This window comes from Mycobacterium neumannii, assembly GCF_002245615.1.
In the GTDB taxonomy this organism is placed as follows: Bacteria; Actinomycetota; Actinomycetes; order Mycobacteriales; family Mycobacteriaceae; genus Mycobacterium; species Mycobacterium neumannii_A.
Genome location: NZ_NKCO01000030.1, coordinates 23,727 through 46,206 on the forward strand (window position 1 = coordinate 23,727; position 22,480 = coordinate 46,206).

17 protein-coding genes are annotated in these 22,480 nt (G+C 66.1%); 7 read left to right on the forward strand and 10 right to left on the reverse strand.

Translation table 11 applies throughout. The annotated features are described in order from the left end of the window. Positions 1–14 precede the first annotated feature (14 nt). The 5 genes from CEX88_RS23655 to CEX88_RS23675 all read right to left on the reverse strand — a co-directional run bounded on the left by CEX88_RS23655 (position 15) and on the right by CEX88_RS23675 (position 8,584). Positions 15–335 (reverse strand): STAS domain-containing protein, encoded by a 321-nt coding sequence (locus CEX88_RS23655; RefSeq protein WP_094295360.1) that lies wholly within the window; start codon positions 333–335, stop codon positions 15–17. Then, on the reverse strand, positions 335–4,498 hold the full coding sequence (locus CEX88_RS23660; RefSeq protein ID WP_094295361.1) for a SpoIIE family protein phosphatase: 4,164 nt from the start codon (positions 4,496–4,498) through the stop codon (positions 335–337). The genes CEX88_RS23655 and CEX88_RS23660 overlap by 1 nt, the downstream gene beginning before the upstream one ends. After that, positions 4,495–4,830 (reverse strand): STAS domain-containing protein, encoded by a 336-nt coding sequence (locus CEX88_RS23665; RefSeq protein ID WP_238382174.1) that lies wholly within the window; start codon positions 4,828–4,830, stop codon positions 4,495–4,497. The genes CEX88_RS23660 and CEX88_RS23665 overlap by 4 nt, the downstream gene beginning before the upstream one ends. A gap of 124 nt (positions 4,831–4,954) precedes the next feature. Beyond that, positions 4,955–5,623 (reverse strand): PAS and ANTAR domain-containing protein, encoded by a 669-nt coding sequence (locus CEX88_RS23670; protein ID WP_094295363.1) that lies wholly within the window; start codon positions 5,621–5,623, stop codon positions 4,955–4,957. A gap of 51 nt (positions 5,624–5,674) precedes the next feature. Continuing rightward, complete coding sequence (locus CEX88_RS23675) at positions 5,675–8,584, reverse strand: MMPL/RND family transporter (RefSeq protein ID WP_094295364.1); 2,910 nt, start codon at positions 8,582–8,584, stop codon at positions 5,675–5,677. Positions 8,585–9,330: 746 nt separating this feature from the next. Here CEX88_RS23675 and CEX88_RS23685 point away from each other — a divergent pair. Further along, positions 9,331–10,821, forward strand: a complete 1,491-nt coding sequence (locus CEX88_RS23685) for a hypothetical protein (protein ID WP_094295366.1) — start codon at positions 9,331–9,333, stop codon at positions 10,819–10,821. A 67-nt stretch (positions 10,822–10,888) separates the two neighbouring features. Here CEX88_RS23685 and CEX88_RS23690 read toward each other — a convergent pair whose 3' ends face one another. After that, entirely contained in the window at positions 10,889–12,649 is a 1,761-nt protein-coding gene (locus CEX88_RS23690) for an N-acyl-D-amino-acid deacylase family protein (RefSeq protein ID WP_094295367.1), read from the reverse strand. Positions 12,650–12,741: 92 nt separating this feature from the next. Between CEX88_RS23690 and CEX88_RS23695 the strand changes: the two genes are divergently transcribed. After that, on the forward strand, positions 12,742–14,085 hold the full coding sequence (locus CEX88_RS23695; RefSeq protein ID WP_238382175.1) for an aromatic ring-hydroxylating oxygenase subunit alpha: 1,344 nt from the start codon (positions 12,742–12,744) through the stop codon (positions 14,083–14,085). Continuing rightward, entirely contained in the window at positions 14,060–14,692 is a 633-nt protein-coding gene (locus tag CEX88_RS23700) for a TetR/AcrR family transcriptional regulator (protein WP_094295387.1), read from the forward strand. Before CEX88_RS23695 ends, CEX88_RS23700 begins: the two co-directional genes overlap by 26 nt. A 4-nt stretch (positions 14,693–14,696) precedes the next feature. Here CEX88_RS23700 and CEX88_RS23705 read toward each other — a convergent pair whose 3' ends face one another. The 4 genes from CEX88_RS23705 to CEX88_RS23720 are packed head-to-tail and all read right to left on the reverse strand — an operon-like array spanning position 14,697 to position 19,563. Next, positions 14,697–15,107, reverse strand: a complete 411-nt coding sequence (locus CEX88_RS23705; RefSeq protein ID WP_094295369.1) for a Zn-ribbon domain-containing OB-fold protein — start codon at positions 15,105–15,107, stop codon at positions 14,697–14,699. A 3-nt stretch (positions 15,108–15,110) separates the two neighbouring features. Continuing rightward, positions 15,111–16,319 (reverse strand): thiolase family protein, encoded by a 1,209-nt coding sequence (locus tag CEX88_RS23710; protein ID WP_094295370.1) that lies wholly within the window; start codon positions 16,317–16,319, stop codon positions 15,111–15,113. A 20-nt stretch (positions 16,320–16,339) separates the two neighbouring features. After that, the gene (locus CEX88_RS23715) at positions 16,340–18,559 is read right to left on the reverse strand and encodes an acyl-CoA dehydrogenase family protein (RefSeq protein WP_094295371.1); all 2,220 of its coding nucleotides are present in this window, start codon (positions 18,557–18,559) and stop codon (positions 16,340–16,342) included. Further along, the gene (locus tag CEX88_RS23720; protein ID WP_094295372.1) at positions 18,556–19,563 is read right to left on the reverse strand and encodes an NAD-dependent epimerase/dehydratase family protein; all 1,008 of its coding nucleotides are present in this window, start codon (positions 19,561–19,563) and stop codon (positions 18,556–18,558) included. Before CEX88_RS23720 ends, CEX88_RS23715 begins: the two co-directional genes overlap by 4 nt. Before the next feature lie 119 nt (positions 19,564–19,682). Between CEX88_RS23720 and CEX88_RS23725 the strand changes: the two genes are divergently transcribed. The 4 genes from CEX88_RS23725 (at position 19,683) to CEX88_RS23740 (ending at position 22,477) form a co-directional block, all read left to right on the forward strand. Further along, complete coding sequence (locus tag CEX88_RS23725) at positions 19,683–20,255, forward strand: TetR/AcrR family transcriptional regulator (RefSeq protein WP_094295373.1); 573 nt, start codon at positions 19,683–19,685, stop codon at positions 20,253–20,255. Further along, complete coding sequence (locus CEX88_RS23730) at positions 20,252–21,118, forward strand: alpha/beta fold hydrolase (protein WP_094295388.1); 867 nt, start codon at positions 20,252–20,254, stop codon at positions 21,116–21,118. Before CEX88_RS23725 ends, CEX88_RS23730 begins: the two co-directional genes overlap by 4 nt. Positions 21,119–21,310: 192 nt before the next feature. After that, positions 21,311–21,526, forward strand: coding sequence for a three-helix bundle dimerization domain-containing protein (locus CEX88_RS23735; RefSeq protein ID WP_094295374.1), 216 nt, complete (start codon positions 21,311–21,313; stop codon positions 21,524–21,526). 105 nt (positions 21,527–21,631) lie between these two features. Beyond that, complete coding sequence (locus tag CEX88_RS23740; protein ID WP_094295375.1) at positions 21,632–22,477, forward strand: mycofactocin-coupled SDR family oxidoreductase; 846 nt, start codon at positions 21,632–21,634, stop codon at positions 22,475–22,477. Positions 22,478–22,480: the final 3 nt, after the last annotated feature.

Here is a 22,480-nt window from a genome sequence, read left to right on the forward strand (position 1 = left end):
ATCGTCGTAACCGATCAGTTGCCCTCTGCCGCTTGCACGTCGGCCACCGACGTCAGCCCGCTGATCGTCAGTACCGGCATCAGGATCGGGTTGGCGACGATCCTGCGGATCTGCGGCGCGTTTTCGAACAGCGCGTTGATCGCGCCGCTGTCGAGATATTCGATCGCGGTCAAATCGACCGTCAACCGCCCCGTCTCCTGGTTTCGCCTGCCGACGGCGTCGGCGATGGCCTCGGTGAACGTGTCGATATTGCTCAGGTCGAGTTCGCCTGCCGCGCTCAGCACCACGGTGCCGTCGACCCGACGGGCGGTGCGCACGGTGAGTGGTGCGGGCATCAGGCGATCCTGGCGTGCAAGTCGATCGTCGTACCGGAATCGCCCGTCTCGATCGTGACGTCGTTCATCAGCGCCCGCATCAGCGCGATTCCGCGGCCGCGGTGAGACGCGGGATCGGCGACTGGCACTTTCCACACCCCGGTGTCGGCGATGGTCAGGTGAAGCCGGTCCGCAAGCACGGTCGCGCGCAGACGAACGGCACCACCGGGACGGTCACGGTGCCCATGCTCGACCGCGTTGGCGAGCGCCTCCCCGGTGGCGATCAATACGTCGAGAGTCTGGCTCGGGTCAACCCCCGCCCGCACCAACCACTTCCGCAACTCGCTGCGCGTGCCTGCCAATTCAGCGGGATCGGCGCTGAATTCGATTTCCAGCGGCGCCGGTTGCCGGTACAGCATGAGTGCGACGTCGTCCTGATATCCGTGGATGGGTGTCAGCTGCGTCATGATCTCATCGGCCAGGGCGTCCAGCGCTGTGGCGGAATGGCTTTCGAGCACGTCGACGGCCCGGCCGATGCCCTTGTCCAGAGATTCGCGCCGACGCTCCACCAGTCCGTCGGTGTAGAGCAACAACGTCGCGCGGGGCGGCATGACCTGCCGGCCCTCCGGACGAATGTGATCGAAGGGCAACCCGAGCGGGGTGACCGAGGCGTCGTCGAGCAGTCGGCTCGTGCCGTCGGCAAGCACCATGACCGGAGGTGGGTGGCCGGCACTGGAGTACAGAAGTTCACCGGTGTCCGGATCGAGCACGGCGCAGAATGCCGTCGTGCACCGTGCGCCGGGCAACCGGGCGGCGAATCGGTCGAGGGCCGTCAGGGCCGCGGCCGGTCCGGGGTGTTCGAGAAGCAGTGCCCGACAGGCGCTTCGCAGCTGCCCCATCACCGTGGCGGCGGTCAATCCGTGCCCGACACAATCGCCGACGATCAACGCGATCCGGCCGTCGTCCAGATCGACGACGTCGTACCAGTCACCACCCACCTGCAGCGGGCGGGTGGCCGGCCGGTACCGCACGGCGAAGCCGCTCGAAACGGTGGGGCCGAGAATCGCGTGCTGCAGCGCGAGTGCGGTTTCGCGCTGCTGGTCGAGAAGGTGTACGCGCTGCAACCCCTGGCCGAGCCTGCCTGCCAAGACCGCCAGCAGCGTCTTGTCTTCGGGCGTGAACGGTCGGCGCTCGGGCAACTCGAGGTAGACGACCAGCACCCCGCGCGGATGCTGCAGGGCGATGCGCGCGGACCCGGTGTCCGACGCGTCGGCAACCAGTGAGTCTGCGGAGCGCAGCGAGGTGATCGCCAGCTTTGTGGCCGCGGGCAGGTCGCGCCACTGGGCCGGCTCGCCGGAACAGACCAATCCTGTCGGATCGATCGTCGTGGCGCCGTCGACCGGAAACGTCAGGGCCAGGACGCGGTGCGCTCGCCACACCTCACGCAGCACGTCGGCTGCCGTGCGCACCGCGTCGTCGAGCGTATCCGCCTGCGCCAGTTGCTGGTTGAGCGCTGCCAGCGCCGCCTCCCGCTGCACCGTGTAGTGCTCGGCGGTGACGTCGCGGAAGGTGCCGACGATCACGGGCCTGCCGGTGTCGATCTCCTCGATCTGGTTGTAGGTGAGAGTCACCCACAGACGGTGCCCGTCGCGGTGCGTAACCGGAACCGTGTGCCTGCCATGCGGTTCACGCAGAATCTGTGACAACAGCTGGTTGGCTTGGTGATGCGCTTCTGGATCCGACTCCGCCGTCGGCCACCACGGTTGTACGGGTTCATACGGCAGTTCCTCGACGCCGTAGCCGAGGATGTCGGTGAACGCCGCATTGATTTCGATCACCGCGCCGCGCTCGTCGGCCACGAAGAACGCCTCCTGCAGCGAGTCGATCAGCGCGGTGCGCCATCGGGCGTGATGATTGCGGATCCTTGCGAGTTTGACGTTCGCGCGCACGCGCGCCAGCAGTTCGGCGGCGGCGAACGGCTTGACGAGATAGTCGTCGGCGCCGGCCTGCAAACCCTCGATGGCGGCTTCCTGTCCGGCGCGGGCGGACAACATCAGCACCGGTACGGCCGCGGTGCGCGGGTCTGACCGCAAGGCGGCGACCAGTTGGAGACCGTCCAGACGCGGCATCATGACGTCGCTGACCACCATGTCGGGCAGCTCCGTGCGGACCGCGTCCAGCGCTTGCTGACCGTCGGTGACGGCATCGACGAGGTATCCGTCGTTGCGCAGCATCCGGGCGACGTAATCACGCATGTCGGCGTTGTCGTCGGCGATGAGCACCCGCGGTGTGGTGCCCGGAACCGGAGGCGAAGTGGGTGAGCCGGGCAGCTCCGAGGGCACATCGGGGGCAGGCCCTTCGCAGTCGGCGGGCAGCCACCGCAGCGCCTCCTGGAGGTAGGGCTCGGCACCTGCGGCCGCTGTCTGCGTGTCATCCGCGGAGAAGAGCGCCGCGGCCGGTAGATGCGCGGTGCCGAAGTGCAGGCGGATCGCGAACGTGGTGCCGACACCTTCGCTGCTCTCGGCGGTGATGCTGCCGCCATGGAGTTCGACCAGTTCCTTGACCAAGGCCAGGCCGATCCCGCTGCCCTCATTCGACCGCGCCCGCACGTTCTCGATCCGGTGGAACCGTTCGAACAACCGGGGTATCTCCGCGGCGGCAATTCCGGCTCCGGTATCGGAGACGGTCACCACCGCGTCGTCGCCGTCGCGGGTCGCGTTGACCGAAATGCCACCGGTGAAGGTGAATTTCAGCGCGTTCGACAGCAGGTTGAAGATGACCTTCTCCCACATGTCGCGGTCGATGTATACCGTTTCGCCGAGAGGAGGACAGTCGACGGTGAACGTGAGGCCGGCACGCTCGATCGCCGATCGGAAGACGCTGGCGAGTTCGGCGGTGACGGACGCGAGCTCGACCGGGGCGAAGCTCGCCCGCATGCGGCCGGCTTCGATACGCGAGAAGTCGAGCAGCGTGTTGACCAGTTTGGCCAGCCGTAACCCGTTGCGCCACACGATGTCCAGCTCCTCGCGAGCCAGAGCGTCGAGGTCGGCGCCGCGGGTCCGCAGTTCGGCGACCGGATCGAGGATCAACGTCAGCGGGGTCCGGAACTCGTGGCTGATGTTGGAGAAGAACGCCGTTTTGGCACGGTCGAGTTCGGCGAGCTCTTCTGCGCGCTGCTGCTGAGCCTGGTAGTTGCGCGCACTGCCGACGCCCGCGGCGACATGGCCCGCCACGAGCGACACGAAGCCGCGGTAGGTGTCGTCGAGCGGACGGTAGCGGTTGAGCGCGGCGACCAGGAAACCGATCGGGGAACCGCCCTGTTGTTGCAGTGGGACGATCAGCGCATGTGTCGGTGGGTCGCGCCAATCACCGGTCGGCAGGTCCACATACCTGTCGTCGTCGAGCGCGAGCAACGTCGTCTCACCGCGCGCAGGTTTGTCGAGCGGCCAACTGCCATCGCTGTCTGCGGGCACCCACGTCGATGCGATCGGATGGTCGGCGATGTCCCCGGTGGATCCGGCAAGACGGGCACCGTCGTCGGCGTCGAACAGATAGATCAACGTGAACGGCAGGTCACGCAGGTTCTGACCCAGCTGGCGTTCGGCGAACGCCATGATCTCTTCTTCGGTACGCACCGCGCTCGGGTCCGATCCGAGGTCGCGCAACGTCGCCATCTGGCGCTCGCTGATCACCTTCTGGGTGTCCTCGCTGACCACACACAGCATGCCCACGACCAGCCCTTCGTCGTCGCGCAGCGGGCTGTAGGAAAAGGTGTGGTAGGTCTCCTCCTGATAACCGGAGCGCTCGAGGAACAGGAGCAGTGCCGAGTCCCAGGTCGCCTCTCCGGTGGAGAGCACGAGATCGATTCGCGGGCCGATATCGGGCCAGATCTCGGCCCACACCTCGCGCGCCGGCCGGCCGAGGGCCCAGGGATACTTGCGGCCCAACGTGTCCCGTCGGTAGGCGGCATTGCAGAAGAACGTCAGATCGGGCCCCCACGCCATCCACATCGGGAATCGCGAGGACAGCAGGATGTTGACCGCGGTTCGCAGGCTCTGCGGCCAGCCGTCCGGCGTCCCCAGGGGTGTGGCGGCCCACCGAACCTCCGCCAGATCGGGACCGACCTCGCCGTCGGCATCGAAAACTGTGGTCAACCGATTCTGCGGCCCCCTCGGGTCACTCATGCGTCGACCGCATCGGCCACGGATCCGTACGGCCGCAGAACCTTGTCGAGCTTGGTGACCTCAATGGGGCGGACCACCTCGGGGTTGGCGGCCACCAACCGCACTGTCACCCCCGCCGCCAAGCCCTTCTCGTAACACTCGAGGACGGCGTTCAGGCCCGCACTGCCGAAGTAGCCGACCCGGGACAGTTCGACGATCAGCAACTTGGCTGGATGCTCGTCGGCGGCCTCGACCGCGCGGTCAAGGTGTGGCTGCAGCGATCCGACGCTGTTCGAGTCGATCTCGCCTGCTACCGACACCACCACCGCGGTGTCGCGCTGGTCCAGGCTCACCTCTAATTGCTCCACGTCATCCCACCCGTCAGTGGCGGAGCGGTGCGCGCGTCTGATCCGTCATGCCTTGGTGATACCCCGGCGGCGACTTCAGTTACCACGCGCATCCACGGCCCTCGATCACCTACTCGGCGCGGGTGTGCGCGGTAAGCAGCAGATGGTCGAACTGCCTTCGCAGGTCGTCCCGCTGGGGATCGATCGTGCCGAGTTCGGCGACGATCTGCGCGGCCAGGGAGCGCAACTTCGTGTTGGTGTGCTGTGAGCGCCACATCAGCAACTCGAACGCGGCTTCGGCGTCGATGCAGTAGACGAGCATCAGGGCGCCCTTGGCTTGCTCGATCGCCGCTCTGGCCTCGAACAGCTCGGGCAGCGAGTCACTCAACGCTTGGCGGCGGGTCTGGGCGAACGTGTCGGTCAGGTCGATGTAGTAGCCCTCGGTGCCGACCACCGCACCCTTGTCGTCGAGCATCCGGTCGCCGATCACGATGACGGTATGCAACCTGCCAGCGGTGTCGATGAACCGGTGGCGGCTGGAGAACGAGCCACCCAGGTGCAGGGCGTGGTCGAGTAGGTCCTGAACGTGCTGTCGGTCGTCGGGATGTTTGTGCGACAGCAGAAGTTCGGTTGTCGGCACGACGGTGCCCGGTTCGTACCCGTGCATCCGCGCCACTTCGTCCGACCACTCCCAGCGCTGCCCGACGAACCAGAACCGGAACGAGCCGACATTGCGGTCCGCAATAGCCCAAGCCGAGGTAGACGGTAGTGGGCTGTCCGCCACGTCGGGGTTCGACATCTGCCCATCATGGCACCACAGACCCCGAAGAAGGAGCGCGTTCGGAAAGCTCTATGACTCCGGTTCTGCTCGGTCGCGGACACTGGTTCCCACCGCCGCCCGCTCCGGGAACACGGCGGCCATCCTGCGCTGCGATGCCGGAGTGAGCACCCTCTGCGGCCACCAGAACCAACGGCCGAGCAGGGCGGCGATGGACGGCGTCATGAACGCGCGCACGATGAGGGTGTCGAACAACAGACCCAACGCGATCGTGCTGCCGACCTGGGCGATGCTGCGCAGATCGCCGACGACGAACGAGGCCATCGTCGCGGCGAACACCAGGCCCGCCGAAGTGACGACCTTCCCCGAACCGGCCATCGCACGGATGATCGCGACTTTGAACCCGTGGTGCAGTTCCTCCTTGAACCGGGAAACCAGCAGCAGGTTGTAATCCGAGCCGACGGCCAACAACAGGATCACCGACATCACCAACACGATCCAGTGCAGCTTGATGCCCAGCAGGTGTTGCCAGACGAGCACAGACAGTCCGAACGACGTGCCCAGCGAAAGCAGAACCGTTCCGACGATCACCGCAGCGGCCACCACCGCCCGTGTGATGATCAGCATGATGATGAAGATCAATGCCGCAGCGGACAATCCGGCGATCATAAGGTCGTAGTTGGAGCCGTCGCGCATGTCCTTGTACGTTGCCGCGGTTCCGCCGAGGTAGATGGTGGACCCCTCCAACGGGGTGCCCTTGATGGCTTCCTTGGCCGCGAGCTTGATCGCGTCGATGTGGTCGATGCCTTCTGGGGTGGCGGGATCGCCCTCATGCTCGATGATGAAGCGCACCGACCTACCGTCCGGTGAAATGAAGTTTTCCATGCCGCGCTGGAAGTCCTTGTTCTCGAACGCTTCTGGCGGCAGGTAGAACGAGTCGTCGTTCATCGATGCGTCGAACGCGTCGCCCATGGCGTGCGAGTTCTCCTGCATCGCGGCCATCTGATCCTGCAGTCCCTTCTGCGAGGAGTGCATGGTCAGCATCATGGTCTTCATCGTCTTCATGGTTTCGATCTGCTGGGGCAGCAGCAGGATCAGCTGAGGCATCAGGCTGTCGAGGTGTTCGAGATCGGGCACGAGGTGCTCGATGTCATCGGTCAGCGTGTCGATGCCGTCGAGGGTGTCGAAGATCGAGCGCAGCGACCAGCAGATCGGAATGTTGAAGCAGTGCGGTTCCCAGTAGAAGTAACTGCGGATGGGTCGGAAGAAGTCGTCGAAATCTGCGATGTGGTCCCGTAATTCGGCAATGTCGACCGTCATCTCCTTGGTCTTTCGCACCATGCTGTGAGTGGTGTCGGCCATCTGCTGCATCAGGCTTGCCATCTTTTCCATTTGGTCGATGGTCGACTGCATCTCGTCGGCCTGGACCAACATGTCGGCCATCCGGTCCTGCAGGTACTTCTGATTGAGCTGGTTGGTCGTGCCCTGCATGCTCAGCAGAAACGGGATAGTGGTGTGCTCGATCGGCTTACCCTGCGGCCGGGTGATGGTCTGCACGCGGGCGATGCCGGGTACGCGAAAGACCCCCTTGGCGATCTTGTCGATCACCAGGAAGTCGGCCGAGTTGCGTAGGTCGTGGTCGCTCTCAACCATCATCAGTTCGGGGTTCATCCGGGCGGCGTCGAAATGCCGGTCGGCGACGTCGTATCCGATGTTCGACGGGGTGTCAGCGGGAAGGAAGTGCCGCCCGTCGTAGTCGACCTTGTATCCGTTCAGCGCCAGCAACCCGACCAGCGACAGGGCGCAGGTCGCGACGAGAACCGGCCCCGGCCACCGCACGACCACGACGCCGACCCGTCGCCATCCGCGGGAGTTGATCGGTCGCTTCGGTTCGAAGAATCCGAACCGGCTACCCACGACGGTGACAGCCGGGCCCAACGTCAAGGCGGCGATCACCGCGACGAGAACGCCCACCGCGCACGGCACCGCCATGGTCTGGAACCACGGCAGCCTGGTGAACTTCAGGCACAACAAGGCGCCGGCGATGGTCAGACCGGAGCCCAACACCACGTGGGCAGTGCCGTGAAACATGGTGTAGTAGGCGGTTTCCTTGTCCTCGCCGGCCTGGCGGGCCTCTTGATACCGGCCGATCAGGAAGATCGCGTAGTCGGTCCCCGCGGCGATGGCGATCAGGGTCAGCAGGCTGGTGGCGAATGTCGAGAGCCCGATCAGTCCGGTGTTGCCGAGGAAGGCGACGATGCCACGGGAGGCGCCGAGTTCGACGAACACCATGAACAGGATCAGCACCATGGTGGCGATCGAGCGGTAGACGATCAGCAGCATCACCGCGATGACGATCAGCGTTGCGACAGTTGCTTTGACGGCTCCCTTGTCACCCGCGACGCGCTGGTCGGCGTTCAACGCCGCTCCGCCGGTGACGTACGCCCTGATTCCCTGCGGGGCAGGGACTTCCGTGATGATGTCGCGGACCGCTTGGATCGATTCGTTCGCGATCGTCTCGCCGATGTTCCCGCGCAGATAGATTTGCACATACGCCGACTTGCCGTCGGCGCTCTGCGCCCCCGCCGCGGTCAGCGGGTCGCTCCAGAAATCGGCGACGTGCTCGACGTGTTCTGGGTCGGCGCGGAACCTCTGGATCAACTCGTCGTAGTAGCGGTGTGCTTGTGCGCCGAGCGGTTTGTCACCCTCCAGGATGACCATCGCGTTGCTATCGGAGTCGAACTCCTGGAAGTTCGCGCCGATGCGCTGCATCGCGATGAAAGCCGGCGCGTCGTGGGCGTTCATCGAGACGGTGTTGGCCTCGCCGACCTTCTCCAACGACGGGACGAACACGTTGGTTACCGCGGTCAGCACCAGCCAGCCGATGATGATCGGCACCGAGAGCACCCGGATGGCATGCGCGATGCGCGATCGTTCGGCCTGCGTTCCGGACGGACTGCGGGCTGGTCGAATTGCGGTCATCCCATGACCCTTCGGTGGCGCGCGTGTCGCAGGCCGACCGTGTCCCCATGACCCTGTCCACCGTGCGTGTCGTATATCTAGCCTGTCGAACTATCGGCTGTCAATCTTTGAAGACCAGCTCGTGGCCGGTTTCTGGGAGGACGCGGTGTCACCGGTTTGCCTGGGTGGGTCGGCGGCGGTGCGAGGCAGGGCCACCGCAACGCTCGCAGTCAAGTGAGGTGACGGAAGAAGCTCAGGCCTAGCTCTTTGCCCACCATGAGCACTTGCGCGGAAGGATGCGGCTCGGGCGAATTCCTTGCGCTAAGGTCGCCGGAAGCCCCGGCGACCTGAGAGTCGACTTCCAGCAACTTATCCACCCGACCTTCAGCAGACTTTTGCTCTGATGTGTCACAGGTCACGGCGTCCGCGGAGAGGTAGCCCTGGACGGTGGCTCGCTCTCGTGTAAGTTTCCTTACGATCACTGCGTGCATGTGCAAGTACCGTGCGTCATCTGCAATATGCCGAGTTATGGCGAGTCTGTGACAGCGCAGGACCGGCCAGCATAGTCCACCCTGTTTAGTAGTACGAATCACTTGCCTCTTAGGTTAGGCTCAGCTAATCTTCAGCTGCCATTTGGCAAATTCACAGGCACAACAGGAGAAAACGTGCAACTAGCAGTTCAGGCCGGTCCGCCGGTTCAGGACCTCCCACCCAGTTACTCGCCATCGAGTCGGCGCAACTCCAAGCTGTTGGTTGCTGGCGTCGCAATGGCAAGTGCCAGCGTGATCGCGGTCAGCCCGGTAGCCCCCCCGATGCCCACTGTTCAGGATGTCCAGGAGCGCGTCGCGCACGCCGCGGTCCAGCTCACGGCGGCCAGCAATCCGCTCCTCGTGTGGGGACAGGCCATCGCCGACACGTTCGGTAGCCTGGAGACGCTGACCGGAGACTCCGCCGGCGCGACGGAAAACCTCTTGAGGCAGCTGAGCACCGGCTACATCTTCCGCGAGACCGCCAATGTCCTGATTCAGAACACCCTGAACCCGGGTCCTCTGCTGAATGAGGTTCTCAACTTCAATTCGAAGTACGGACCCACCATCGAGACGGCGATCTCGGGGACCATCGAGGCGATGCGGCTGGCGGCTGAACAGCTTCCCGGTGTGATCAGCGAGTCACTGACCTACCTGTCGCAGGGACAGTTCTTCGAGGCTTTCTCGAAGGTCAACGGCTGGTTCGTGCTCAGGTTCCTGGCCGGAATGCGGCCGCTGATCCCGATCCTCTCCATCCCCTCGCAGTTCGTGGGGGCGCTGCCCGGCGCGGAGAAGTTGCCTGCACTGCTCGATGTCGTCTCTGAATTCGCGCTCACCAAGGCGATTTTCGAACCGATCGTCGGCTCGATCGTGCAGTCGACCGAGATTTTCGACGCCACACGCGAAGCGTTGGCCGCAGGCAACATCGCCGACGCCGTCACCAACCTGGTGAACCTCCCGGTGCTGGCGCTCAGCGCTCTGGTCAACGGATTCCAGCCCGCCGCCTCCCCCTCGGAGTGGCAGGGTCTGCTCGACCGTGGTCTGTTCACCTATCTCGCGGTCACGCTGCCCAGCCAGATCGCCAACGCGATCGCGCCTCCGGCCCCTGCTGCGTCGACCCTGAGCGCGCCGGGTGGCCCGGGCGAGTTCAGCTTCGGTGGTGACACACTCGCGATCAGCCTCGCCAACGACGGCGAAGGCGAAGGCACCGAGGAAGGCGAAGGTACCGGCGAAAGCACGGGCGAAGCCGCCAAGGAAGCCAAAGGCACCGAGGAGGGCACCGACGAAGCCACCGAGGAAGCCGAAGGCACCGAGGAGAGCGCCGAGGAGGGCACTGAGGTGAGCACCGGCGCCGAGAAAGGCTCGGACGCTGGTGAGGATGCCGGCGACAGCACCACCGACGCCGAGAGCACCACGGGCTCGAACACCAACACCGGCAGCAACACCTCGGGCATCAGCACCAGCCGGAGCGGCAGCACCGGCAGCACCAGCGGTTCCGGCACCACCACCGGTGCCGGCAGCACGACCGGCTCCGGCAGCACCGGTTCGACCGGCAGCACCGGTTCGATCGGCAGCGCCGGCTCGACAGACAGCACCGGCTCCGGCAGCACCGGCACCGGCTCCGGCAGCACCGGCTCGGCCAACGGCTCCGGCAGCACGGGCTCCGGCTCGGGCAGCGGTTCCGGGTCGGGCAGCGGTTCCGGGTCGGGCAGCGGTTCCGGCAGCAACTAAGTAGGTACGACGATGACGGCCCCCTCGGCAACGAGGGGGCCGTCTCTCGTCTGCGGCTGATCCGGGATCAGCGAGCGCCGCGCACAAGGCGCCCCGGCCGGGCGCCCGTGTCGACGCCGTCGCGGCGCGTCACCACGCCGCTGACGATCGTCGCGGTGTAACCGGAGGCGCCCTGCACCAACCGCTGTCCCCCCGCAGGCAGGTCATAGGCCATCCGCGCGGGATGCAATGTCAGCGCATCCATGTCGATGACATTGACGTCGGCCTTCTTGCCTACCTCGATGACGCCGCGATCGGTCAGCCCGAACAGCTGCGCGGTGTCGTGAGACTGTTTGCGCACCACGTATTCCAGCGGAAGCTTGTCACCGCGGTGGCGGTCTCGCGCCCAGTGCGTGAGAAGGAACGTGGGATACGACGCGTCGCAGATCATGCCGCAATGTGCGCCGCCGTCGGACAACCCGACCACACCCGCCGGATGCAGCAGCATCTCCCGGATCGCGTCGTGGTTGCCGTAGAAATAGTTGTAGAACGGCAGCATCAGCATCGCCGTTGCGTCGTCCTCGAGCATCAGGTCGTACAACGTGGTCAGCGGGTCCTCACCGCGGTCGCTGGCGATCTTGTCCACGGTGCGTTCGACCGTCGGTTCGTAGTCGGGCGGATCGCCCAGCGCATAGATGCGACCCAGCGAGTACTGCACGAGCGCGAACATGTTGTCGAACAACACATTCGGATCGGGCGGCAAGTCCTCCTCGGCCAGGATCGCGGCCTTGACCGCCGGGTCCGCCAGGCGCGCGGCCAACTCTTCGCGGCTGCATTCGGCCTTCAGCTTGCGGAAGGTCGGCCGGTGGGTGAAGGCGTGATGGCCCGGGAAGCCGAACAGCATCCCGAACGGGCGCGCGGCGATCTGCGGATAGAGTTCACTGCCTGACGCATGGGCCACGGCCGAGATGTCGAGCTGTTCGCGCCACAGGTCCGGCGCCGCATCGACCTGGATCATCCCGAACGAGATGGGTCGGTCAATCTCGGCGGCGAGACGCTTCATCCATTCCAGTTCCTTCTTGGGCGCGATGATGTCCTCGCCCGCGACCCCCTGCGGCGCCAGCTCGAACACGGCCCGCCCGCCGGCGGCCATGGCGCGGCCGAGGCCGAACAGTTCGTCTTCGGCGGCGAAGGTGCCCGGAACCGGTTCACCGTCGATGGCCCGGTGCCCCAGCGTGCGCGACGTCGAGAAGCCCAGCGCACCGGCCTCGATGCCCTGCTGCACGAGGCGGGCCATCGCCGCGATGTCCTCCGGTGAGGCGGGCTCGTTGCGGGCTCCGCGCTCCCCCATCGCATACGCGCGCACCGCGCCGTGGGCGATCTGGCTGCCCACATCGATGGCGAAGTCCTGCTTTTCGACGACATCGAGGTATTCGGGATAACTCTCCCACCCCCACGAGATGCCCTCGGTGAGCGCGGTGCCCGGGATGTCTTCGACGCCCTCCATCAACCCGATCAGCCATTCCTCGTGGCCTGGCCGCACCGGTGCGAACCCGACGCCGCAATTGCCGGTCACCACGGTGGTCACCCCGTGGCCGCTGGAGGGCTCGAGCAAGCTGTCCCAGCTGACCTGCCCGTCGTAATGGGTGTGGATGTCGACGAAGCCCGGTGCGACGACTTTCCCGGTGGCATCCATCGTCTCGGCGGCTTCGCCCTCCAGCGGAGCGTCGCCGTGTCCGCGGCGACGGACTTCGACGATCCTGCCGTCCCTGATGCCGATGTCGGCGGTGTACCGGTCCGCTCCTGTGCCGTCGACGACGGTTCCGCCGGTGATTTTCAGGTCGAACACGATTACTCCTCCGCATCCGGATGTCAGCCGCTAATGTCGGGCACTGTAACACCGTTACAGAAGCTTCGCGGCGACTTCGGAGAGGACCGTTCGTGACACACACAGCGCAAGAAGTCCGACGCGAAGATGCGATCGGCACCCCGCCCGCGCGGCCCACCCTGGTGCCCGCCGAGCGGTACTATTCGCCCGCATTCGCTGCTCTCGAGATCGAACGCATGTGGCCCAAGGTGTGGCAACTGGCCTGCACGACTGATCACGTCGCCGAGCCTGGCGACTACTTCGAATATCGCTGCGGCCCATACTCCGTGCTGATCGTCTGCGGCGACGACAGCGTTCTGCGGGCGTTTCAGAACGTCTGCCGGCATCGCGGCAACTCACTGTGCTCCGGGGCGGGCTCGGGTCTGCGCGAGCTGCGGTGCGGGTACCACGGCTGGACGTGGGATCTCGGCGGATCGCTGCGGCGGGTACCGAACCGCAAGGGGTTCGGCGCATTACACATGTCCGAGCTGCCGCTGGTGCCGGTCGCCGTCGACACCTGGGAACGGCTGGTCTTCGTCAACCTCGATGTCGACGCGATGCCGCTGCTCGACTACCTCGAGGCGATGCCCGCCGATGTGGAATGGTGCAGGCTGGCCGACTTCCGCTGCTACGCCACGATGACGATCGACGTCGACGCCAACTGGAAGACGATCGTCGACGGCTACAGCGAGACCTACCACATTCAAACCCTGCACCCTGAGTTGCATCGCTGCATGGACGATGTCTACGCCCCACAGACGATCTGGGGACACACGGGCAAATCCGAACAGCTGTACGGGGTGCCGAGCCCCCACTTGAAACAGTCGGTCAGCGACGACGAGGTGTGGGACGCGTACGTGTGCACGCAGGGCGCATTGATGGGCGTCGAGGAGGGCACCCCGCTGCCCGACGACCGCGAAGCCGGCGCGTCGGTCGCCGATGTCATCGCCGCCCGCACACGCGCATTCGCCGCATCCCGGGGTGTCGACCTGCAATGGGCGGACACCGAGCAGATCATGCGGCTGCACCAGTACAACGTGTTCCCGAACATGACGCTGCTGATGAATGCCGACCACCTGACGGTGATGACGTCACATCCGGGATCCGATCCGGACCGCGGCGAATTGGTGATGCTGCTGTGGACACGGATGGCGCCAGGCTCGCCACGTACCAAGCCCGTCGACGTGCGCATGAAGGCCGAAGACGCCCACCCCGGACTGGTTCTCACCCAGGACATCTCGGTGTTGGCGGGTCTACAGCGGGGCCTGCACCAGCCGGGCTTGAAGCACCTGACGCTGTCCAACGAGGAGCGCCGCGTGATCAACATGCACCGCAACCTCGAGCGCTACCTCGACCTGCCCGAGCCCGAACGGATGACCGGGGGTGAGCCCGGTGGCGACACGACGGACGGCCGCTAGGGGCCAGGAGGCGGTCAACGCAGAGGTCATCCTCGACGCCGCCGCCAGGATGATCGAACTGCACGGGGTGGACGGCTTCACCATGCGCGGGCTGGCCGAGCAGCTCGGGGTGGCGGTGACCTCGATCTACTGGCACGTCGGCGGCCGCGACAAGCTGTTCGACAGTCTCGTGGACCGGCTGCTCGACGAGATGGCACATCTGCCCACCGACGGTGACAACCCGGTCGACCGCATCGCGTCACTCGCGCATGCTCAACGCCGGGCTCTGATCAGTCGACAACATCTGCTCGCCATCGCCCACGAACGTGACCAGACGCCTCGGCTGTTCCTGCCGGTCCAGCAGGCGCTGGCGGCCCACCTCGCCGAGCTCGGCGTGACGGGCCAGGACGCCGCCCTGGTGCTGCGCGCGGTGGAGGTGCATGTCATTTCGTCTGCGGTGATGCAGTTTTCGGCGGTGCGCGGTGAGAAACATGACGAGGAGGACCCGTCGCTGTGGACCGATGACTGGCCCGACCGTGCCCTCGTGCAAGCGCTGCAGTCACCCACCGACTATGACGCGGTGTTCGCCTACGGCCTCGAAGCGCTGCTGGCCCCCCTGCGGCGCTGAACGACTATGCCGGGGTGTAGCGCAGCATCGTCACGTCGTGCTCGGGGTAGTCGAAGAACACGGGTTTGACCCGCATCCCGACTCTCAAGTCGCCGGGTTCGACGTCGACCAGCTCGGTGGAAAACCGCGGTCCCTCATCCCATTCGACGATCGCCAGCAGCTGAGGCACCGCATCGGCGAAGTGCGGCCCGACGGGCCGGCGCGCCACCGTGTACGAGTACAGCGTGCCCATCCCGGAGATCGCGCGCCACTCGAGGTCGTCGGCGAGGGTCTTCGGCGCTCGGACCCTCGGATAGAACACGTACACATCCGATGACGGCGAATACTGGATCCGAATGCGGTGCTGGGCCAGCGCATCCCAAAAAGGCGCAGTGGTCGGGGTTTTCACCGGCATGGGCCGCTCGAAGGTAGTCACGGGTCAGTCTCCCTCGAGGATCAGGGCGGTCTGCTCGGACAGGATTCCGCCGTTACCGGACACGAACGCGCGATTGCAGTCGGACAACTGTGCGGCGTCGGCCCGGCCCATGATCTGGCGCGTCGCATCGCAGACGTGGTGCATTCCGCCCGCGAGACCGGCCTGGCCGAAACCGAGTTGGCCACCGGCGGTGTTGAGCGGGAAGTCCCCGCGGAACGTGAGGTCGTGGTCGGCGACGAACTGCATGCCCTTGCCCTTCTCGCAGAACCCGGCGTCCTCCAGCGACAGCAGCACGGTGATCGTGTAGCAGTCGTAGATCGAGACCATGTCCATATCGGTGCGGGTCAGATCGGTCATGCCGAAAGCGGTCGCGGTGGCCTCCGCCATCGGGGTGTGCAGGAGATCGGCCGCGTACGTGGGGGTCTTGAACGGGACGTGCTCGCCGAAACCCTTGATCCACACCGGCCTGTTCCGCGCTCGCCTGGCGATGTCCGCGCTCGCGACGACCACCGCTGCGCCGCCCACACACGGCATCACGATCTCGAGCATGTGCAACGGGTCGGCGATGATCGGGCTGTTCAGCACGTCGTCGACGGTTAGTGGTTTGTCCTTCCAGATCGCGCCTTCGGTGTGATTGGCGTTGACCCGTTGATCGACGACGATCTTGGCCATCGCCCGCTCGTCGTAGCCGTACACCGCTCCGTAGCGGGTGGCTACCTGACCGTACGGCCCGTTCTGCCCCAGGTTGCCGTACGGGATCTCGAATTCGGCCTGCGGAGAACCGTACTGATTGCTCGACGAACCGAAGAACACGGCGTCCACCAACGGCTTCGGCTTCTTCTCCGACATCGGCGTGATGTAGCGCGCAGGCAGCGCACACAGCACCACGTCGCACAAGCCGAGCTCGACCGCCGCGGCCGCCCGCCACACCATCGCCGCCGCGCTCGCCCCGCCGAGGTCGACGAGCTCGGCGAAGTTGGCTCGCACGCCCAGGTATTCGGCGATCGTGGACGGTACGAAGATCTCCGACTCGGCCAGGTGTGAGGTGACGATGCCGTTGACGAGTTCCCCTGAGAGCCCGGCGTCCTGCAGCGCAGCCGAGGCCAGCTCCGCCCACTGCTCGAGGGTGAACGGCGCCGGGGTCGCCTTGTTGAACCGCTCGGGCGGCAGTTCGACGTAGCCGACGATCGCGGCTTCACCACGTAGTCCCATGGGTGTCCTTCTTCAGTTGATCACTTGCGCGGGAGCCCGAGGATCATCTGGGCGATGATGTTGAGCTGAATCTCCTTGGTGCCGCCTCCGATCAGCTCGGCGGGCACTCGCAGATACGGCTGTACGACGTCGGATTCGGCGGCCATCGCCGATCGGCCCGCCGAGCCGAGGGTTGCCGGGAACGTGCGTCGCAGAAGCACGTTCATCGCAACCTTGGCGATGCTGGACGCCGCGCCCGAAGCCTGCCCGTCGAGCAGCCGGATGGTCTCGCGCACACCGAGTGCTTTGATCGCGTTGGCGTAGGCGTCGAGTTCCCCCAGCTCGCGCAGCGCGTCCTCGCGCGGCCTGTCGGGTGCCGCGGCGCTTCGACGCAGTGGCGCTGCCCGGTCGTACTGCACGTAACCACTGATGGCCGAACGCTCTTCGGCCATGGTGGCGATGGCCAGCGCCCACCCCCCGGTCGGCTCGCCGAGCAGCATCCCGTCGGGGACGAAGACGTCGTCGAGGAAGACCTCGTTGAACTCCTGTTCCCCGCTGGCCTGCTTGATCGGCTGGACTTCGATCCCGGGTGAGCGCATATCGATGATGAAGTAGCCGATGCCGCGGTGTTTCGGGGCCGTCGGATCGGTCCGGGCAAGTAGCGCTCCGTAGTCGGCCCGGTGCGCCGATGAGGTCCAGATCTTGTGCCCGTGGATGCGCCATCCGCCGTCGACCTTGGTCGCCCGCGTGGCCAATGCGGCGAGATCCGAACCCGCACCCGGCTCGCTGAACAGCTGGCACCACGCCAGTTCGCCGCGCTGGGTGGGCGTGATGAGCTGCTGCTGCAGCTCTTTGGAGCCGGCCTTGATCAGTGAGGGCAGGATCCACTCGGCGATTCCCAGCGACGGTCGTACCACCGAGGGCCGCTTGCCGAACTCCTCGTCGATGATCAGTTGTTGCAGCGGGCTGGCGTCGATTCCCCAGGGCGGCGGCCAGTGCGGGGCGATCAATCCCGCATCGGCGATGGCGGTGCGCTGCGCGCCCGTGGCGAAGTGCTCGTAGTCGCCTTGACGCCCCGGGCCATCGTTGCTCAGCGCCGCGGCCTCCTCGAGGGTCTCGGCGATCCGAGCCCGGAACGCGGATTCGGCATCACCGAGGTCGACCGAGAAATCGCGTTCACCAGTGGCGGCCAGTTCACCCAGCCGCTTGGCCCAGCGATTCCTCTCCCCGATCGACGCGGACAGGCTGGTGGCCCGCCGCCAGTAGAGGTGCAGGTCGTGTTCCCAGGTGAAGCCGATGGCGCCGAACATCGTCAGCGTGTCCAGGGCAAGGTCCGGGCACGGCGCGACGGCCATCAGCGCAGCGCCGGCCGCGGCCATCGCGTGTTGGTCGATCGGTTCGGACGCCGCGCGCACCGCATCCCAGGTCGCCGCGCTGGCCAACTCGCTGTTGACCAGAAGCATTGCGGCGCTGTGCTGCAGCGCCTGGAACGTGCCGATGAGCTTGCCGAACTGTTCGCGCGTGCGCAGATGCGCGGTGGCGGCTTCCACACACCACTGCGTGATGCCGACGGCCACGCTCGCTGTCAGCGCGGTGGCAAGGTACTCGGCCCGCCGGGCGTCGATACCGTTGAGAACGTCGGTCTTCTCGACCGGATAGTCGGCAAGACGCAACCTGCCGAGGTCGGTCAACAGGTCGGTGCCGCGCACGGATTCGACGGCCGCCGCGGGATGCGTCGTATCGATGGCGAGCCAGATGTGGTCCCCGCGGTCGCCGACGGCACAAACCAAAGCCGTTGTCGCCGCACAAATCCCCGCGATCAGGTCCGAGTCGCCGTTGATCGACCACCGGTGCCCGTCGTCGCGGGCAGTGAACGTCGAGTCGCCGGGCAACGCCAACGCGGCCGCGTCGCCGTCGGCGAGGCGGGTCAGCAACGCTGTGGTCGAAGGGGTCGGTTCGGCCAACAGGGCGACCGCGCCCGTCGCCACGGTCGGCAGCAGCGGTCCGGGAAGCGATGTCCTGCCCGCCGCCTCGAGCACGCAGGCGGCGTCGAGCAGGGCGCCGCCCTGACCGCCGTAGCTCTCGGGCAGGTGCACGGCGTGAAATCCGTTGGTGACGAACTCCTCCCACCAAGACGGCAGGCGGCCCTGCGCAAGCAGGTCGAAGGATTCGCGGGTGCCCGACACCGGGGCGCGCCGCACCGCGAACTGCGCGACCGACTCGCTGAGTTCCCGTTGTTCGGGGGTCAGGGCCAGGCTCACACGGACCCCCTGCCGGACCGGCGTGATGTTCGGAAGAACTGCGCGGCCGCCGCGATCGCGTCGGGCGTCGGCGACGGCTCCCAGCCCAACTCGCGTACCGCCTTCGAGTGGTCCATTACAGACATGATGTTCATCAGCCGGATGTTCAGCGGTGTCAACAAGGTGTCACGGCCGCGGAGCCGGGCGATCCAGCTGCTCGGGTAGCTCGCGGCTGCCATCAGTGCGATCGGCACGCCGCGTCGTGGGGGCTCGACTCCCACTGCGCCACAACCGGCTTCGAAGATCTCCCGCGCGGTCATCCACCGCTCGGAGACGATGTAGCGCTCACCGATCCGGCCGCGCTCACCCGCGAGGATCATCGCCCGCGCGGCATCCTCGATGCCGACGGTCTCGCTCTCGAAACCGTCGATGTAGAACGGCAGCTTGCCGCGCACGGCCGCCGACAGCAGCGCCCCGTGCGGGGTCGGCAGCCAATCCCCCGGCCCGTAGGTGTTCGAGACGCACATCGCGACGGCGGGAAGACCCTTCTCGGCGCTGTAGCGCAGCACCATCTGCTCGGCCTGCACCCGGCTGCGGACGTAGTCGCCGCCGATGTCGAGCCAGTTGTGAGCGGTGGTTTCGTCGACGGGGCCGTCGCTGGAGCGGCCGATGGTGGCGATCGAACTGGTGAACACGAAGCGGTGAAGTCCCGCGTCGACGGCGACATCCAGCACGGCTTGTAAGCCGTCGACATTGGTGCGCCACATCGGCGTGGGGTCGAGCAGCCACGGACGCGCGTCGACGACGCAGTAGTACACGACATCGCATCCACGCATCGCGGAGCGCACGCCCTCCGCGTCGAAGATGTCGCCGCGCCGGATGTCGACCGGCAAGCCGTCGATGCCGCGGGTCGAACTGGTCGGACGAAGCAGCACGCGCACGTCGTCGCCGCGGGCGACCAGTTGCTTGGTGACGTGGGAACCCAAGAAGCCGCTGGCGCCGATGACGAGCTTCTTGGGCGTCACCGGTGGCCGGCCAATCGCGTCCCTCTCCACTCCCACGAGACGCAACGTCTCGTCTTGCCAAAGATTATGCATCCTGTCACCATCTGTAAAGCCGACCCCCTCAGATGCGGAGTCAACCGATGGTCACCGAGGCGAAAGCGCCCCGCCGCCGCAGCGAGCGCTCCCGCACGGCGATCATTTCGGCCACCAAGGAACTGCTACTCCAGCGCGGGTTCGACGGGCTGAGCATCGAGGCGGTCGCGGCGCGCGCCGGTGTCGGCAAGCAGACGATCTACCGGTGGTGGCCGAGCCGCCCGGCTCTCGTCGCCGATGTGCTGCTCGAGGATGCGGACAAGATCCTGCGGCCCGTCGGGCACACCGGCGACCTCGTGGCTGACCTGAGCCGATGGTCGGCCAGCCTCGCGGCCACGCTCACGGGCGAGCGCGGCAACGCCATGCTGCGCATCCTCACCGTCGCGGGAATGGAGCATGAGGACACCAAGGCACGCATGCAGGCGGGCTTCAGCGACCCATTGCACGAGGGCGTCAGAGCGCGGTTGTCGGCCGACGGGATCGATGACGCCACATCGCAGGCGGCGGCCGACGCCATCGTCGGCGGGATCGTCTACGCGATCCTCACCGAGGGGCGGTCGTTTCGCCGGAGCCGGGCCGAGGCGATCACTCGGACCGTCATCGCCGGGGTATGCCGATGACCCTGGCTCCCAATGTTTTTCGTGTCTCTACTAACGACGGCGTGACGATCGTCGCAGACCGCATCGGCGATCCGGCCGCGCCGGCTGTGGTGTTCTTGCACGGCGGCGGACAAACCCGGCGGTCATGGGGCCGAGCGGCAGCCGCGGTCGCCGAACGCGGGTGGCAGGCCGTCACCGTCGACTTCCGCGGACACGGCGAGTCCGACTGGTCGGCCGACGGCGACTATCGCGTCACTACGTTCGCCGGGGACGTGCTCGAAGTGCTCGGCGAGCTCCCCGACCGGCCCGTCATCGTCGGCGCTTCCCTTGGTGGGTTCACCGCGATGCTGCTCGCCGGTGAACTCTCGCCCGGTACGGTGCGCGCGATCGTCCTCGTCGACATCGTGCCGGATATGAACGAGTCCGGCGCGTCACGAATCCACGACTTCATGGCCGAGAAGATGACGTCGGGCTTCGCATCGCTCGACGAGGTCGCCGACATGATCCAGCAGTACAACCCCCACCGGCCCAGGCCGGCCGACCTCAACGGCTTGAAGACGAACCTGCGCGAACGCGACGGTCGCTGGTACTGGCACTGGGATCCGAAGTTCATCGACGGCACCGCCGCGTTGCCGCCGATCGAAGTGACCGAAGTGGACCGGATGCACGCCGCGGTCGACGCGATTCTGCGCAACGGGGTTCCGATGCTGCTCGTGCGCGGGCAGCGCAGTGACCTGGTGACCGAAGAGCGCGCCCGGGAGTTTCTCGGCCGCTTCCCCGACGTCGACTTCGTCGATGTCGGCGGCGCCGGACACATGGTGGCCGGAGATCGTAACGACGCCTTCGCCGAGGCCGTGGTGAACTTCGTCATTCGCCACACTTAGGGTTGCTCTCACGAAAGTACCTACCCAGCCGCCTGTTTCGCGCGTCAGCACCCTCATCGGCGCGGCAGGCAGCCGTGGATATATGGCTGATCGAGAGAGCCGCCTGCCACGCGCTACTGCCGAACGTCCCCCCAAGAGTTTTCCTACAGTCGCACCTTGACCCGTTAGCCCCTCTAAGAGCAAGATTTGCGGGTGATCGAGTTGAATGAGCAGCAGATCCTGGATCAGATCGCCGCCCGTCTGGCGGGGTCTTATCCCAGCGTTCCGGCGGATGCGGTGACGAGCCTGGTCCGCGAACAGCATGCCCGCTTCGCGGATCGTCCCATCCGCGACTTCATCCCGTTGTTCGTCGAGCGACAGGCACGTGCCGAACTCGAGCGAATCGAGCGCCCTGCCGCGCGAGTCTGATTTCCACGGCCACCGTTCCGACCTCCTCTGGGAAGCGTCGAATCAGCTCCCCTCGGCACTACCGTGTTTGACTGACCGCCACTTCCGTGTACGCGAAAGGCCGCAATGACAGAGAACAGGGTCGGCCGGGTTGCCGGCAAGGTCGCGTTCATCACCGGCGCCGCCCGCGGTCAGGGGCGCGAACACGCGGTCCGGCTCGCCGAGGAGGGGGCCGACGTCATCGCCGTCGACGTCTGCGATGACATCGACGCCGCCGGATATCCCGGTCCCACCGAGGCAGACCTCGCCGACACGGCAACGCTGGTCGAGAAATCGGGCCGCCGCATCGTGACCGCCAAGGCAGATGTGCGCGACCTCTCGAGCCTTCAGACGGCTCTCGAGCGCGGGGTCGGTGAACTCGGACCGCTCGACATCGTCGTCGCCAACGCCGGCATCAGCGCCGATCCAGCGCCCGCCGCGATGATCCGGGAATCCGCGTGGCAGACGATGTTCGACATCAACGTGACCGGCGTCTGGCACACCGTGAAAGCCGCACTGCCGCACATGACCAACGGCGGTGGCTCGATCATCCTGGTCAGTTCGATGTTGGGGCTTCGCGGCGGCGGCTACATGGCCCACTACGCGTCGGCCAAGCACGCTGTCGTCGGATTGATGAACTCGCTGGCCAACGAGCTTGCACCGCAATGGATCAGAGTTAACTCGATCCACCCCGGCAACATCCTGACACCGATGATCGACAACGACCATTTCCGCCGCACGGTCCGGCCCGACCTCAGCGATCCAACGATGGAGGACGCCACGCAGGTCATCGGACACTTCCACATGCTCCCGAAACCGGTGATCGAGGCGCGGGCCGTCAGCAATGCCGTGCTGTTTCTCGCCTCCGACGAATCGCAGTACATCACCGGGGCGGCGTTACCCGTCGACGCCGGCGCCGTAGCCAAGTTCTGACTT